The sequence below is a fragment of the Streptomyces sp. NPDC053426 genome (genome assembly GCF_055585405.1).
This window is the reverse complement of sequence record NZ_JBVJKE010000030.1, coordinates 47,597-60,008: the sequence shown is the minus strand read 5'-3', so window position 1 is coordinate 60,008 and position 12,412 is coordinate 47,597. Positions and strand designations below refer to the sequence as shown.

General features: G+C 71.1%; 14 protein-coding genes. 7 read left to right on the top strand and 7 right to left on the bottom strand.

Features of this window, described 5'->3' with window-relative positions:
* Positions 1 to 384: 384 nt before the first annotated feature.
* Positions 385 to 1,026, bottom strand: a complete 642-nt coding sequence (locus tag ACZ62B_RS36800) for a DNA-3-methyladenine glycosylase (RefSeq protein ID WP_469693734.1) — start codon at positions 1,024 to 1,026, stop codon at positions 385 to 387.
* 189 nt (positions 1,027 to 1,215) lie between these two features.
* Here ACZ62B_RS36800 and ACZ62B_RS36795 point away from each other — a divergent pair, with 189 nt between their 5' ends.
* From ACZ62B_RS36795 to ACZ62B_RS36785, 3 genes are all read left to right on the top strand, one after another.
* The gene (locus ACZ62B_RS36795) at positions 1,216 to 1,998 is read left to right on the top strand and encodes a sporulation protein (protein ID WP_344563788.1); all 783 of its coding nucleotides are present in this window, start codon (positions 1,216 to 1,218) and stop codon (positions 1,996 to 1,998) included.
* A gap of 42 nt (positions 1,999 to 2,040) precedes the next feature.
* Positions 2,041 to 2,580 carry a YbhB/YbcL family Raf kinase inhibitor-like protein gene (locus ACZ62B_RS36790; protein WP_344563790.1) on the top strand — a complete coding sequence of 180 codons (540 nt, stop codon included), beginning with the start codon at positions 2,041 to 2,043 and terminating at the stop codon, positions 2,578 to 2,580.
* A gap of 211 nt (positions 2,581 to 2,791) precedes the next feature.
* Complete coding sequence (locus tag ACZ62B_RS36785) at positions 2,792 to 3,298, top strand: HNH endonuclease (RefSeq protein WP_073937413.1); 507 nt, start codon at positions 2,792 to 2,794, stop codon at positions 3,296 to 3,298.
* Between the two features lie 137 nt (positions 3,299 to 3,435).
* On the opposite strand, the gene ACZ62B_RS36780 is transcribed toward ACZ62B_RS36785, so the two are convergent.
* The 3 genes from ACZ62B_RS36780 to ACZ62B_RS36770 all read right to left on the bottom strand — a co-directional run bounded on the left by ACZ62B_RS36780 (position 3,436) and on the right by ACZ62B_RS36770 (position 5,855).
* Positions 3,436 to 4,383, bottom strand: coding sequence for an SPFH domain-containing protein (locus ACZ62B_RS36780; protein ID WP_469693731.1), 948 nt, complete (start codon positions 4,381 to 4,383; stop codon positions 3,436 to 3,438).
* A 148-nt stretch (positions 4,384 to 4,531) separates the two neighbouring features.
* Positions 4,532 to 4,963, bottom strand: a complete 432-nt coding sequence (locus ACZ62B_RS36775; RefSeq protein WP_073937416.1) for an NfeD family protein — start codon at positions 4,961 to 4,963, stop codon at positions 4,532 to 4,534.
* A gap of 94 nt (positions 4,964 to 5,057) precedes the next feature.
* A complete protein-coding gene (locus tag ACZ62B_RS36770; protein WP_344563796.1) occupies positions 5,058 to 5,855 on the bottom strand; it encodes an ABC transporter ATP-binding protein in 798 nt (265 codons plus the stop codon).
* 162 nt (positions 5,856 to 6,017) lie between these two features.
* Between ACZ62B_RS36770 and ACZ62B_RS36765 the strand changes: the two genes are divergently transcribed.
* Positions 6,018 to 6,806, top strand: a complete 789-nt coding sequence (locus ACZ62B_RS36765) for a hypothetical protein (RefSeq protein WP_344563798.1) — start codon at positions 6,018 to 6,020, stop codon at positions 6,804 to 6,806.
* A 281-nt stretch (positions 6,807 to 7,087) separates the two neighbouring features.
* On the opposite strand, the gene ACZ62B_RS36760 is transcribed toward ACZ62B_RS36765, so the two are convergent.
* From ACZ62B_RS36760 to ACZ62B_RS36750, 3 genes are all read right to left on the bottom strand, one after another.
* Positions 7,088 to 7,333 (bottom strand): chaplin, encoded by a 246-nt coding sequence (locus ACZ62B_RS36760; RefSeq protein ID WP_073937419.1) that lies wholly within the window; start codon positions 7,331 to 7,333, stop codon positions 7,088 to 7,090.
* A gap of 158 nt (positions 7,334 to 7,491) precedes the next feature.
* Positions 7,492 to 8,133 (bottom strand): response regulator, encoded by a 642-nt coding sequence (locus ACZ62B_RS36755; protein WP_085575691.1) that lies wholly within the window; start codon positions 8,131 to 8,133, stop codon positions 7,492 to 7,494.
* The gene (locus tag ACZ62B_RS36750; protein WP_469693727.1) at positions 8,126 to 9,271 is read right to left on the bottom strand and encodes a GAF domain-containing sensor histidine kinase; all 1,146 of its coding nucleotides are present in this window, start codon (positions 9,269 to 9,271) and stop codon (positions 8,126 to 8,128) included. Before ACZ62B_RS36750 ends, ACZ62B_RS36755 begins: the two co-directional genes overlap by 8 nt.
* A 247-nt stretch (positions 9,272 to 9,518) precedes the next feature.
* On the opposite strand from ACZ62B_RS36750, the gene ACZ62B_RS36745 reads away from it, so the two are divergent.
* From ACZ62B_RS36745 to ACZ62B_RS36735, 3 genes are all read left to right on the top strand, one after another.
* Positions 9,519 to 10,217, top strand: coding sequence for an SDR family NAD(P)-dependent oxidoreductase (locus tag ACZ62B_RS36745; protein ID WP_383463969.1), 699 nt, complete (start codon positions 9,519 to 9,521; stop codon positions 10,215 to 10,217).
* Complete coding sequence (locus ACZ62B_RS36740; protein ID WP_468888732.1) at positions 10,214 to 11,257, top strand: S-adenosylmethionine:tRNA ribosyltransferase-isomerase; 1,044 nt, start codon at positions 10,214 to 10,216, stop codon at positions 11,255 to 11,257. The genes ACZ62B_RS36745 and ACZ62B_RS36740 overlap by 4 nt, the downstream gene beginning before the upstream one ends.
* A 341-nt stretch (positions 11,258 to 11,598) precedes the next feature.
* Positions 11,599 to 12,333, top strand: a complete 735-nt coding sequence (locus ACZ62B_RS36735) for a transglycosylase SLT domain-containing protein (protein WP_468885608.1) — start codon at positions 11,599 to 11,601, stop codon at positions 12,331 to 12,333.
* Positions 12,334 to 12,412 lie beyond the last annotated feature (79 nt).

Below are 12,412 nucleotides of genomic sequence, written 5' to 3'. Positions count from 1 at the left end.
GCTTCCCTTCGGTCTTGCGTTTCCGACTCTATCAGATCTTTCCGACCCGATTTCCTCGGCGCTTTCCAGGTTCCCGCTTTCGCGTTTCCCTTTCCGGCGGTTCCGACTCTATCAGATCCTTTCGGGCCTGATTCCCGGTCGGCGGGGTGTGCCGTCGAGCCCTCGACTTTCGCCTGTCGGCCTTTCGACATTCACTACGTTAACCGATTCCCTCGCTCGATTCATAATCGGGCTCCGCGGTTCGGAATTCAGACATGCGGACATGACGAATTCGACCCCGCTGAGGGGTGATCGTAGGTAGTGGGTTGGCCGCTTCCGGCTGCAGGCGATCGCCGTACCCGGTTCAAGCGGCTCGGGCTACCTTACGCACCTTCCAAGGTCGAGTCAACTTCGACGGCGTCGTGGCACGTGGGCCCGGTAGGGACTCACCGTCGGGTCGTCGGTGACCCAGTAGCGCCAGGGATGAACGGCTCCCTCACCGGAGACTCCGGTACGCGGGCCGTTGCTCACCCGGTCGGAGGGCACGGGGGTGCCGGTGAGGATGCGCAGCGGGGTGTCGCCCGCGGTGCAGGCGTCCGTGCCGTTGAGTGCGCGGTCGACGCCGAGGGCCGTGGCCAGGCGGGCCGGGCCTTTGGCGAGTTCCTTGTCGTTGCGGGCCGAAAGGCGGCGGCTGCGGGCCGGCTCGGCGCCCTCGATGATCTCGCCCGCGCGGAGGAGCACGGCGCTCGCGCGGCCCTCGGGGCCGCACACGAGGTTCATGCAGAACCACATGCCGTAGGTGAAGTAGACGTACACATGGCCGGGCGCACCGAACATCACGTCATTGCGGGCGGTGCGACCGCGGTAGGCGTGGGAGCCGGGGTCGTTCTGGCCGTCGTAGGCCTCGACCTCGGTGAGGCGGAGGGCGATCGGACCGTCCGGGGTGGTGCGGACCAGGATCCGGCCGAGGAGGTCGGGGGCGACCTCGAGGACGGGGCGGTCGAAGAACTCTCTGGGCAGGGGCGTACGGTCGGGGGTCGCGATCATGCCGTCCGAGGGTACTGGAGACGGGCGGCGCCGCGGGGTGGTCAGCGGGCTCCGCGGTTGCCAGGGTGGGGGACGCGGAACCGGCCACGGCCGGATCGCGTTGTTAGGGATCAAGGGTCCATACGTACGACTCGACGCAGGACGACGGATCAGGTGTGGCCCACGGGGGTCGCCTGGAGAGGGAGAGACATGGCGTTCAAGAAGCTGCTGGCGAGCCTGGGTGCCGGCGGGGCCTCGGTCGAGACGGTGCTGCACGAGGTCAACGTGGTTCCGGGCGGTGTCGTCCAGGGCGAGGTGCGGATCCAGGGCGGGTCCGTGAACCAGCAGATCGAGGGTCTGTCGGTCGGGCTGCAGGCCAAGGTCGAGGTGGAGAACGGCGACCAGGAGTACAAGCAGGACATCGAGTTCACCAAGTCGAGCCTGGGGGGTGCCTTCGAGATCCAGGCGGGTGCGGTGCACGCGGTGCAGTTCGGGCTGGAGATCCCGTGGGAGACGCCGATCACGATGATCGACGGGCAGCCGCTGCGCGGGATGAACATCGGGGTGAGCACCGAGCTGGCGATCGCGCGGGCCGTGGACTCCGGTGATCTGGACCCGGTCAACGTGCACCCGCTGCCGGCGCAGAAGGCGATCCTGGACGCGTTCATCCAGCTGGGCTTCCGCTTCAAGAACGCGGACATGGAGCGCGGCCACATCCGGGGCACCCGGCAGAAGCTGCCGTTCTACCAGGAGATCGAGTTCTTCCCGCCGCAGCAGTACCGGGGGCTGAACCAGGTCGAGCTGAGCTTCGTGGCCGACGAGCAGGCCATGGACGTCGTGCTGGAGATGGACAAGAAGCCCGGTCTGTTCAGCGAGGGCAGCGACACGTTCCGCTCCTTCAAGGTGGGGCTGAACGACTACCAGGGGACCGATTGGACGGCGTACCTCAACCAGTGGCTGTCGGAGGTCGGCAGCAAGCGCAACTGGTTCTAGGCTCGGTTTCCGACTGAACGCAACCGATCAGGAGGTACCGAGGTGACCGAGCTCAGGCGGCGGCCGCTCCCCCACGACTTCCATCCGCCCGTGCCGTCGTTCGCGGTGTCGAGCGAGGACGTGCAGGAGGGGGCGACGCTCAAGGACGCTCAGGTCCACGCGGCCGGCAACACCTCCCCGCACCTGCGGTGGGAGGGGTTCCCGCCGGAGACCAAGAGCTTCGCCGTGACCTGCTACGACCCCGATGCCCCGACGGGCAGCGGGTTCTGGCACTGGGTGGTGTTCGACATCCCGGCCACGGTGACCGAGCTGCCGGCCGGTGCGGGGAGTGGCACGTTCGAGGGGCTGCCCGAGGGCGCGGTCCACGCGCGCAACGACTACGGCGGCAAGGACTTCGGTGGTGCCGCGCCGCCGCCCGGGGACGGGCCGCACCGGTATGTGTTCACGGTGTACGCCGTGGACCAGGAGAAGCTCGGTCCGGACTCGGACGCGTCTCCCGCCGTGGTGGGCTTCAACCTGCGGTTCCACACGCTGGGGCGTGCCCAGCTGATCGGTGAGTACGAGGTGCCCGCGGAGTCCTGAGCGGTTTCCCGCGCGGCCTTGAGCGTTCATGGAACGTTTGCCCGCCCCTGGTCTTGGAATTGATCAGGGGCGGGCATTTTTGTTGCCGGGGGTCGCGGGGGTCACCTCCCGCAGGAGCAGCAGATATTGCGTTGTCCATCTCGGCGTGCCCGGCCAGAGTTGACCCCAGCCCGCCGAGGGGTGGGCCGGTGCACACGGGAGGTGGGCTGGTATGCGGGACACGCTGGTACTGAACGCGAGCTTCGAGCCGTTGTCGACGGTGACGCTGAACCGAGCCGTCGTTCTGGTGCTTCAGGACAAGGCCGTCGTCGAGCAGGCCCACCCCGAGCTGCGGATGCGTGGAGCCGCGGTCGACATACCGGCGCCCCGGGTGATCAGGCTCTGCCAGTACGTGAGGGTGCCGTTCCGAAGACAAGCGCCCTGGTCGAGGCGGGGTGTCCTGGTGCGGGACCGGCACCGGTGCGCGTACTGCGGGCGGCGGGCGACGACCGTGGACCACGTGGTGCCGCGGTCGCACGGCGGGCAGGACACGTGGCTGAACACGGTGGCGTCCTGCGCGGAGGACAATCACCGGAAGGCGAACCGGACGCCTGAGCAGGCGGGTATGCCGCTGTTGCGGCGGCCGTTCGAGCCTACGCCGGCCGATGCGATGTTGTTGGCGCTGGGCGCCGAGGAGTTCGAGGCGTTGCCCGAGTGGTTGGCGCTGGACGCGGCGTAGGTATGTCGCCGTAGGGGGCTTTGTGCTTCGTCGGCTGCGGGTGCGTTGTGGCTTGTCGCGCCCACGCGGCGGAGCCGCATATCGACAGGGCCCCGCGCCCCTGAGGGGTGCGGGGAACCCGTGTTTCCAGGGTGCCCTCAGTCGATCGAGGGCTTCTCCCGGCGTTCCTGGGGTGGGACGTTGGCGGGGGCCGGGGTGCCGTTGCCGCCCATGGAGCCGAAGTTGCCCATCGCTCCGGAGAGGCCCTTGAGGGCGTCGCCGATTTCGCTGGGGACGATCCAGAGCTTGTTGGCGTCGCCCTCGGCGATCTTGGGGAGCATCTGGAGGTACTGGTAGGAGAGGAGCTTCTGGTCCGGGTCCCCGGCGTGGATCGCCTCGAAGACCGTACGGACCGCCTGGGCCTCGCCCTCGGCGCGCAGGGCCGCCGCCTTGGCCTCGCCCTCGGCGCGCAGGATCTGGGACTGCTTCTCGCCCTCGGCGCGCAGGATCTCGGACTGGCGGACACCCTCGGCCTGGAGGATCGCGGCGCGCTTGTCGCGGTCGGCGCGCATCTGCTTCTCCATCGAGTCCTGGATGGAGGTGGGCGGTTCGATGGCCTTGAGCTCGACGCGGTTGACGCGGATGCCCCATTTGCCGGTGGCCTCGTCGAGGACGCCGCGCAGGGCCGCGTTGATCTCCTCGCGGGAGGTGAGGGTCCGTTCCAGGTCCATGCCGCCGATGATGTTGCGGAGCGTGGTGACGGTGAGCTGTTCGATGGCCTGGATGTAGCTGGCCACCTCGTAGGTGGCGGCCCGGGCGTCGGTCACCTGGTAGTAGATGACGGTGTCGATGTTGACGACCAGGTTGTCCTGGGTGATCACCGGCTGCGGCGGGAACGGGACGACCTGTTCGCGCAGGTCGATGCGGTTGCGGATGGTGTCGATGAACGGGACGACGATGTTGAGGCCCGCGTTGAGTGTCCGCGTGTAGCGGCCGAAGCGCTCGACGATGGCGGCGCTGGCCTGTGGGATGACTTGGATCGTCTTGATCAGGGCGATGAAGACCAACACCACCAGGATGATCAGGACGATGATGATCGGTTGCATCGTCGGTTCCCCGAACCCTTCTTAGCCTCGGCGCCTACGGCAGCTCTTGTGCCTGTGGAAGATCTCGCTGTTGAAGATCTTGCTGGTCGAGTCTGACAGACCATCGGTGCAACTGGGGGGTTGTTCGCCCCAGTTGTGTCGTGCCCGGTCACATGATGATGGCCGTGGCTCCCTCGATGTCCACGACGTCCACTTCCTGGCCTGCTTCATAGGCGCGGCCGGCGTCGAGTGCGCGTGCCGACCAGACCTCGCCGGCCAGCTTGATCCGGCCGCCGGATCCGTCGACGCGCTCCAGGACGACGGCCTGTTTCCCCTTCAGGGCGTCCACGCCGGTGGCGAGTTGGGGCCGCCCGGCGCGGTGTCTGTTCGCGATGGGCCGTACGACGGCGATGAGGGCGGTCGAGACGACGGCGAAGACCACGACCTGGGCGACGGCGCCGCCGCCGAAGATGCCGGAGACCACTGCCGCGGCGACGGCGCCCACCGCGAGCATGCCGAGTTCGGGCATCGCGGTGATCACGAGCCCGATGCCGAGTACCGCCGCGCCGATCAGCCACCACAGCCATGCGTCGATGTCCACGTGGTCATGGTAGGACCGCACACCCGGTCGCCGACAGGGCGCCGATCGGTTCGAACGCGCCGTGCGGCTCCGGGTCTTGGGCCGCGGGGCGGGATCAGGACATCGGGAGGCCCTGGGCGGTGAAGCGGTCGCCGACCTGTTCGACGACGAGCGGAAGGCCGAAGCAGAGGGAGAGGTTGCGGGAGGTGAGTTCCAGCTCCAACGGGCCGGCGGCGAGGACCTTGCCCTGGCGGATCATCAGGACGTGGGTGAAGCCCGGGGCGATCTCCTCGACGTGGTGCGTGACCATGATCATGGAGGGGGCGATCGGGTCGCGGGCGAGCCGGCCGAGACGGCGCACGAGGTCCTCGCGGCCGCCGAGGTCGAGTCCGGCGGCGGGCTCGTCGAGGAGCAGCAGCTCGGGGTCGGTCATCAGGGCGCGGGCGATGAGGGTGCGCTTGCGCTCGCCCTCGGAGAGGGTGCCGAACCTGCGGTCCAGGTACTCGGACATGCCGAGGCGGTCGAGGAAGGCGCGGGCGCGCTGCTCGTCGATGTCCTCGTACTCCTCCTGCCAGCCGGCGGTCATGCCGTAGGCGGCGGTGAGCACGGTCTGCAGGACGGTCTGCTTCTTGGGCAGCTTGTCGGCCATGGCGATGCCGGCCACGCCGATGCGGGGGCGCAGCTCGAAGACGTCGGTGCCGGGCCTGCCGAGCGTCTCGCCGAGGATGCCGACGGTGCCCTTGCTGGGGTAGAGGTAGCTGGACGCGATGTTGAGGAGGGTGGTCTTGCCGGCGCCGTTGGGGCCGAGGATGACCCAGCGCTCGCCCTCCTTGACCGACCAGGAGACCTGGTCCACCAGAGCCCGGCCCTCACGGACCACGGATACGTCCTGAAGCTCCAGAACATCGCTCATGAGCGCGTTGTCTCCCCTTGCAGTGTGGCCGGTCTCGGCTGTCGCGTACGCCTGTGGGTCGGTCCGCCGCACCCGTGGGCGCAGCCCATCATGAAATCTACGCCACTGGTCCACCCGGACATTCCTCCGGTCCGGTTCTCGGGCTCTGTCTAGGGTGTACGCATGCTCTCGGAACCTCGCTCTGGACGCCTTGCCGCTTGGGGAAACGCCCTTCTTGCCGGACTTGTCTCACCGGATGACGCCGTGCTCGCGATCGTCGGGGAGGACGCGGTGCACCGGGTGGAGGGGCTGCCGGGCGAGTCGGCGCCGGTGGGGCTCACGCTGGCGTTGGGACGGCTGCGGGCGCTGGGGGTGAGCGGGCTGCGGGTGGCGCTGCCGGCGCCGGGGCATCCGCTGGGGCTGAGCGGGCCGCCGGAGTTCAACGCGCGGGCGTTGGAGGCGGAGGAGGCGGTGGTCTGTTCCGGGGCCGCGGTCGGGCTGGTGCCGGAGGTGTATGAGGCCGGGCCCGCGGGTGATGTGCGTGTGGAGGTGGTGTGGCACTGCCTGCCGGTGCGGGTGGCGCCGCCGGCGGACGTGCCGTCGCTCGGGGAGGCGGAGCGGGAGCTGGCGGAGGCGTTGCGGGAGGCGACGGAGGTGTTGACGCGGCTGGATGTGGCCGGGTCGGGGCCGGTGGCGGAGGCGGCGATCGACGCGTATCGGGCGCGGGCCATGGGATCGCGGGGGCGGGAGGTGTTGGCGCCGGGGTATCCGCCTCGGGCGGTGCGGGTGCTGGAGCTGGCGCAGCGGGTGGGGGCGTTGGTGTCGCTGGCGGGGGTGCACGGGCACGGGGGTGCGGTGAGCGCTTCGGAGATTTCGGCGCGGGCCGGGGCGTTGCGGCCGGTGGAGCGGACGGCTCGGCGGGCGCAGGTGGCTGCGTACAACTCCGTTGTGGAGGAGCGGGGGGTGGGGTGAGGGGCCCCGGGGTCGCGTGGCCGGTGTTGGTGCGGTGGCGTCCCTCGGGGTCGCGTGGCCGGTGTTGGTGCTGGGCGGGGGTGGGTCGCGCTGCCCGGCGCTTGCGGGGTGCCGTCGCGCCCACCCGTGCCGCCCCAGCGGCACGACTGCCCGCGGAGGGCGGGGGCGTGGCGTGCGGGTGCCCGCGGGAACGCGGCATGCGGTTGCCCGCGGAGAGCGGGGAGGTATGGCGGAGCCCCGGCGCTCGGTGGGGGCGGGCGGCCGGGGCTGTGGGGTGCGCGTCAGTGGTTGACGGCGGTGTTGCCGAAGGCCGGGTTCAGGACGCCGATGACGTTGATGCTGTTGCCGGACACGTTGACCGGGACGTCGACCGGGACCTGGACGACGTTGCCGGAGACGACGCCCGGGGAGCCCACGGCCGTGCCGTCGGCGTGGCTGCCGTCGGTGGCGGAGGCCATCCCCGTACCGGCCGCGAGCAGACCGCCGGCCACCATCGTCACGGCCGCTGCCTTCTTCAGGTTCTTCACTTTCCGAGCCCTCCTTGCGATGACCGCGGCAGGCGCCGCGGCGTGCACTGGAGAACGGCCGGAGCGGACGATGGATACGGCCATCCGAGGGACATTCCCACTACGGTATGAATCTCGGATCGGAGGGGAACCTTCCGGCCGATCCGAGGCGTCACGGGTCAGCCGCTCAGACCATGGCGTACGGCCCACAGCGCGGCCTGCGTGCGGTCCGCCAGGTCGAGTTTCATCAGGATGTTCGAGACGTGGGTCTTCACGGTCTTCTCGGAGAGCACCAGGGCGCGGGCGATCTCCCGGTTGGCACGGCCGTCCGCTATGAGCCCGAGCACCTCGCGCTCCCGTTCGGTGAGGGAGCCCGCGCGTCCCGTGCCTGAGCCGGTCTCCTCCTGGGACAGCAGCGCGCCGGCCACCTCCGCCTGGAGCAGGACGTGCCCGGCGTGCACGGAGCGGATGGCTCCGGCGAGCGCGTCGGGGTCGACGTCCTTGTACACGTAACCGGCGGCGCCCGCGCGCAGGGCGGGGACCACCGTGCGCTGCTCGGTGAAGCTGGTGACGATCAGCACGCGCGCGGGGTGGTCCAGCTCGCGGAGCCGCCGCAGCGCGTCCACGCCGTCCATGCCGGGCATCTTGACGTCCATGAGGATGACGTCGGGCCCCAGCTCCCCCGCCAGGGCGACCCCCTCGGCGCCGTCCGCGGCCTCGCCGACGACCTCGATGTCGTCCTGCACCTCGAGGAAGGTGCGCAGACCCCGGCGTACCACCTGGTGATCGTCGACCAGCAGCACCTTGATTGCGTCAGCCACCGGGGACCTCCATCTCGATCGTGGTGCCCTTGCCGGGCGCCGATTCCACGGTCAGCCTGCCGCCGACCCCGCTCGCCCGGTCCCGCATGGAGACCAGGCCCAGATGACGGCCCGCGCGGCGGACGATCCGCGGGTCGAAGCCGCCGCCGTCGTCGCTGACCCGCAGGACCGCTCCGCCGCCGCGGCGGTCCAGGGTGACGTCGACGTGGTCGCCGCCGGAGTGCCGCAGCGCGTTGTGCAGTGCCTCCTGGGCGACGCGCAGCACCGCCTCCTCCTGGGCGGCCGGGAGGGCGCGTACGCCGTGCCCGGTGAAGGTCACGCGCGCGGTGTGGGCGCGGTCGAGGACCTGGATCTGGGTGCGCAGGGTGGCGACGAGGCCGTCCTCGTCGAGGGCCGCGGGGCGCAGTTCGACGACCGCCGCGCGCAGTTCGTCGGCGGCCTCGGCGGCCAGGGCGGCGACCTGCTGGAGTTCGCCCTTGGCGCGGGAGGGGTCGCGGTCGACGAGGCGGGCGGCGGCCTGGGCGGTGAGCCGCAGGGAGAAGAGTTTCTGGCTGACGGCGTCGTGGAGCTCGTGGGCGAGGCGGGAGCGTTCCTCGGCGATGGTCAGTTCGCGGCTGCGTTCGTAGAGCCGGGCGTTGGTGAGGGCGATGGCGGCGTGCTGGGCGAGGATGCCGAGCAGTTCCTCGTCGTCGGCGGTGAAGCCGCAGGTGCCCTCGGGTTTGGGGCAGTTCTTGTTGGCGAGGAAGAGCGCGCCGATGACCTCGTCGCCGTCGCGGACGGGCAGGCCCAGGAAGTCGACCAGGTCGGGATGGGCGCTGGGCCAGCCTCCGAAGCGGGGGTCGCGGCGCACGTCGGCGAGGCGCTGCGTGGTGGCCTCGTCAAGCATCGCGGCGAGGATGCCGTGCTGACGCGGGAGGGGCCCGATGGCCTTCCACTGGTCGTCGCTGACGCCGTCGACCACGAACTGGGCGAAGCCGCCGTGGTCGTCGGGCACGCCGAGCGCGGCGTACTGCGCGTCGAGGAGTTCGCGGGCCGAGGCGACGATCGTCTTGAGGACGTCGCGCACCTCGAGGTGCCTGCTCATGGCCAGCAACGCGGAGCTCACCGCGGCGAGGCCGGACCGGGGGCCGTGGCTCATGTCCTCACGGTACCGGCGGGCGGTGACAGCGGGATCGGACGTGTGGCGGCCGTCGGGCGGGCCGCGGGACCTAGGTCGAAGGTCCCGCCGTCCCGGTCGGGGCGTAGGACCGCGGGACCGGGGTCGGTGGCGTAGGGCGAAGGGCCCCGGGGCGTTGCGTCCCGGGGCCGAGGCGGTGGCGGGGGGCCGGTCCCTAAGTTGAGGGCACGCCGATCGAGCGGCGTCCGAGGACGAGGGGACGGTTGTCATGCCGGTTGCGATCATCACGGGGGCTTCGAAGGGGCTCGGGGAGGCGCTCGCCCGGGGGCTGGCGGAGCGCGGCTGGGATCTGGTGCTGGACGCGCGGGACCCGGTTCCGCTGGCGGAGGCGGCGGGGCTGGTGTCGGCGCACGGCACGCGCGTGACGGCGCTGCCCGGGGACGTCACGGACGCCGCGCACCGCGCGGAGCTGGTGGCGGCGGCGTGGCGGCTGGGCGGGGTGGACCTGGTGGTGCACAACGCGAGCGCGCTGGGCGCCGAGCCGCTGGTCCCGCTGGAGGAGCTGCCGCTGGACGGGCTGCGGCGGGCGCTGGAGGTGAACCTGGTGGCGGCGCTGGGCCTGGTGCAGGAGGCGCTGCCGCTGCTCAGGTCGGCGGCGGCCGGGGCGGTGCTGGTGGTCAGCTCGGACGCCGCCGCCGAGGCGTATCCGACGTGGGGCGGGTACGGGGCGTCCAAGGCGGCGCTGGACCAGTTGGCGGCGGTGCTGGCGGTGGAGGAGCCGGGGCTGCGGGTGTGGTCGGTCGATCCCGGGGACATGGCGACGGACCTGTACGCGGCGGCCGTACCGGACGACGACGATCCGCGTCCTGAGCCGGCCACCGTGGTGCCCGCCTTCCTGCGGCTGCTGGACGAGCGGCCGGCGAGCGGTCGCTACGGCGCCCCGGCGCTGCTGGAGGAGCGGCGATGACCGTGGCCGTCGAGGTACCGGAGGAGTTGTCCGCGCGGGTGCCGGTGGAGCAGCGGGGGCCGGGTCTTGAGCGGGACTCGGTGCGGCTGCTGGTGTCGCGGGGCACGGCGGTGTCGCATCACGCCTTCGTGGAGCTGCCGGGGCTGCTGCGGGCCGGGGACCTGCTGGTGGTGAACACCTCGCCGACGCTGGCGGCGGCGGTCGGGGGGTGGATCGGGCAGACGCGCGTGGTGGTGCATTTCTCCACGCGCGGTGACGACGGACGGTGGGCGGTCGAGCTGCGGGATCCCGACGGGCACGGCACCACGCGTGCGCGCGCGGGGGCGCCCGCGGGTACAGAGGTGCGGCTGGTCGGTGGTGTGCGGCTGGTACCGGAGGAGCCGCTGAGCGCGCGCGGGGAGCGGCTGTGGTGGGCGCGGGTGTCGGGGGACGTGCTCGGGGTGCTGCGGGAGCACGGGCGGGCCATCCGGTACGCGTACACGGAGCGGGACCAGCCGTTGTCGGCGTACCAGACGGTGTTCGCGCTGCCGTCGCCGGACGGTGCGGGGAGTGCGGAGATGCCGAGTGCGGGGCGTCCGTTCACCGCGCGGATGGTGGCGGAGCTGGTGAGCCGGGGGGTGCAGTTCGCCCCGGTCACGCTGCACACGGGGGTGGCGTCGGCGGAGGCGCACGAGCCGCCGTATCCGGAGCGGTTCGTGGTGCCGGAGGCGTCGGCGCGGCTGATCGGGGCGGTGCGGGCGGGGGGCGGCCGGGTGATCGCGGTGGGGACGACGGCCGTGCGGGCGGTGGAGTCGGCGGCCGGTGCGGACGGCGTGGTGCGGGCCCGCGCGGGGTGGACCGGTCTGGTGGTGACGCCCGAGCGCGGTGTGCGGGTGGTGGACGGGCTGCTGACCGGGCTGCACGAGCCGGAGGCCTCGCACCTGCTGATGCTGGAGGCGGTCGCGGGCCGGGCGGCGATCGACCGGGGGTACGAGGAGGCGCTGCGCGGGCGCTATCTGTGGCACGAGTTCGGCGATGTGCACCTGGTTCTGCCGGAGTGACGGGATCTCCTCACACAGAGCATTGCTCCAGCAACCACCGGTGAGGGCGGAGGGTGGTCGGTGTGAGGCCGGGCATAGGGCGCACATCACGTACGAAGAGGATTAGGAGAGACATACTGCCCGTGTGAGCGGGGCATACTGCCCCCTCTGCCCCGGTTTGCCCCTCCCTGATCCACTACCCGGCTTCGTACGTCACACCTTTGCCCAGCGATTTTGCGGCCGCTAAGAATGGCTGCGTCGCTCAGCGCCGTGGGTATCTCCCCGCGGCGTTTGTGCCGGAAGCACCCTGTCCCCACCGGACGTTGAGCGACCTCCGCGCTATTCGAAGAGGTCCATCCCGCATGTCCAAGAACATCCTCACCCGTGGTCATAGTCGTGCCCTGACCCGTCACCACAAGATCGCCGTCGCCGGTGTCGCGGCCCTCGGCGCCGCCGCCATCGGTCTCTCGGCCGTCCCGAGCAACGCGTCCACGGCCACCACGGCCGAGGCCGCCGCCCCCACGGCGAAGGTCGCGTACAGCACCGAGCCGATCCAGGACGTCAAGGCGAGCGTCACCGACCAGGTCGCCGGCTCCAGCGTCAAGGTCGAGCAGATCGCGGCGAAGAAGGAGGCCGCGGCCCAGGCCGCCGCCGAGAAGAAGGCCGCCGCTGCCGCCGCGGAGGCCAAGGCGGAGAAGGCCCGCCAGGCCGAGGAGGCCGCCAGCCGTGCCGCCGAGCGCGCCGAGGTGAAGCAGGCCGCCCCGCAGAAGACCTACAGCGACACCCTGGACGGCTGGATCCGCGAGTCCCTGGCCATCATGAAGAAGCACGGCATCCCCGGCTCCTACGAGGGCATCCACCGCAACATCATGCGGGAGTCCTCCGGCAACCCGAAGGCGATCAACCTCTGGGACATCAACGCCCAGAACGGCATCCCGTCCAAGGGCCTGCTGCAGGTGATCCCGCCGACGTTCGAGGCCTACCACGTCCCGGGCACCTCGAAGAACATCTACGACCCGGTCGCCAACATCACCGCCGCCTGCAACTACGCGGCCGACAAGTACGGCACCATGGACAACGTCGACAGCGCGTACTGAGGTCGGCGCGGACCTCTTCTCGCGAACCGAAGACGCCGAAGGGCGGCACCCTCCTGACGGGGTGCCGCCCTTCGGAGCC

Excerpts from the sequence above, each read along its gene's own strand:
- ACZ62B_RS36765 (WP_344563798.1), top strand. The coding sequence starts at position 6,018 with ATGCTCTCGGAACCTCGCTCTGGACGCCTTGCCGCTTGGGGAAACGCC.
- ACZ62B_RS36795 (WP_344563788.1), top strand. The coding sequence starts at position 1,216 with ATGGCGTTCAAGAAGCTGCTGGCGAGCCTGGGTGCCGGCGGGGCCTCG.
- ACZ62B_RS36785 (WP_073937413.1), top strand. The coding sequence starts at position 2,792 with ATGCGGGACACGCTGGTACTGAACGCGAGCTTCGAGCCGTTGTCGACG.
- ACZ62B_RS36800 (WP_469693734.1), bottom strand. The coding sequence starts at position 1,026 with ATGATCGCGACCCCCGACCGTACGCCCCTGCCCAGAGAGTTCTTCGAC.
- ACZ62B_RS36780 (WP_469693731.1), bottom strand. The coding sequence starts at position 4,383 with ATGCAACCGATCATCATCGTCCTGATCATCCTGGTGGTGTTGGTCTTC.
- ACZ62B_RS36770 (WP_344563796.1), bottom strand. The coding sequence starts at position 5,855 with ATGAGCGATGTTCTGGAGCTTCAGGACGTATCCGTGGTCCGTGAGGGC.
- ACZ62B_RS36745 (WP_383463969.1), top strand. The coding sequence starts at position 9,519 with ATGCCGGTTGCGATCATCACGGGGGCTTCGAAGGGGCTCGGGGAGGCG.
- ACZ62B_RS36740 (WP_468888732.1), top strand. The coding sequence starts at position 10,214 with ATGACCGTGGCCGTCGAGGTACCGGAGGAGTTGTCCGCGCGGGTGCCG.
- ACZ62B_RS36735 (WP_468885608.1), top strand. The coding sequence starts at position 11,599 with ATGTCCAAGAACATCCTCACCCGTGGTCATAGTCGTGCCCTGACCCGT.
- ACZ62B_RS36750 (WP_469693727.1), bottom strand. The coding sequence starts at position 9,271 with ATGAGCCACGGCCCCCGGTCCGGCCTCGCCGCGGTGAGCTCCGCGTTG.